Annotated in this window: 1 pseudogene; it reads left to right on the top strand. The window is 45.4% G+C overall.

The features are described 5' to 3' along the window. A pseudogene (locus ACKX14_RS16270) lies at positions 1–249 on the top strand (extracellular solute-binding protein); the annotation flags it as partial.

Here is a 249-nt window from a genome sequence, read left to right as displayed (position 1 = left end):
CCGACCACGACAGAAGAGTTTGAAGCAATGTTACTTGCATTTGAAGAGAACAAGGATACCCTGCTTGGCGCAGATGCAGATAAGCTGATCCCTTACTCGGTAAGCTTTGACGTGGGCTGGAGAGCCGCTACTTTGATCGAGTCCTTTATCGATCCGGATATTACCGACAAAGAGTTTTATATCAACGGCTATGACGATCGTAAGTTAACGCAGAATGGTACGAAAGAAGCTGTCAGACTTTTGAACAAG

Origin of the sequence: Thermorhabdus hydrogeniformans, assembly GCF_049310025.1 — a bacterium.
Lineage (GTDB): Bacteria > Bacillota > Thermosediminibacteria > Thermosediminibacterales > Tepidanaerobacteraceae > JBJYKD01.
The sequence above is the reverse complement of the archived record's forward strand: the minus strand, read 5'-3'. Positions and strand labels throughout refer to the sequence as shown.